Genomic DNA, 398 nt, shown 5'->3' on the forward strand with positions numbered 1-398 from the left:
GCCATCCCTGGCCGCGATCATCCTGATGGCCGACCTGCATGGCCGGATCCAGGGCCACAAGGCCGTCCAGGCCGTCATCAAGGGACTCCAGGCAGCATTCATCGGATTGATCGCCTCCGTGGCACTGCAATTCGCGCTCAAGTCGTTGTTGACCTGGCAGGAGTGGCTCATCTTCGTGGCCGGGTTCGTCTACATCGCCATCCTGAAGAAGAACTCGGTCTGGGCAATCCTGGCCACGATCGCCTTTTCCTTCCTCTTCCTCCAGTAGACCGTGCGGTCCTGCTCTACTCAGCCAGAGATCAGGCGGGTCGGCGACCCCCGTAGATCACTGAGTCCAGGCGCTTCCAGTAGACGTCGATGCCCTCGAAACCAGCCGCCCGAAGGAACCCGATCTGCGA

At 61.3% G+C, this 398-nt stretch carries 1 protein-coding gene; it reads left to right on the plus strand.

What is annotated here, in order from left to right:
• Positions 1 to 268: chromate transporter (locus BN358_RS12535; protein WP_198018457.1), on the plus strand; the 268-nt coding region annotated here is incomplete at its 5' end.
• Positions 269 to 398: the final 130 nt, after the last annotated feature.

It is taken from the genome of Sedimentibacter sp. B4, from assembly GCF_000309315.1.
In the GTDB taxonomy this organism is placed as follows: domain Bacteria; phylum Bacillota; class Clostridia; order Tissierellales; family Sedimentibacteraceae; genus Sedimentibacter; species Sedimentibacter saalensis.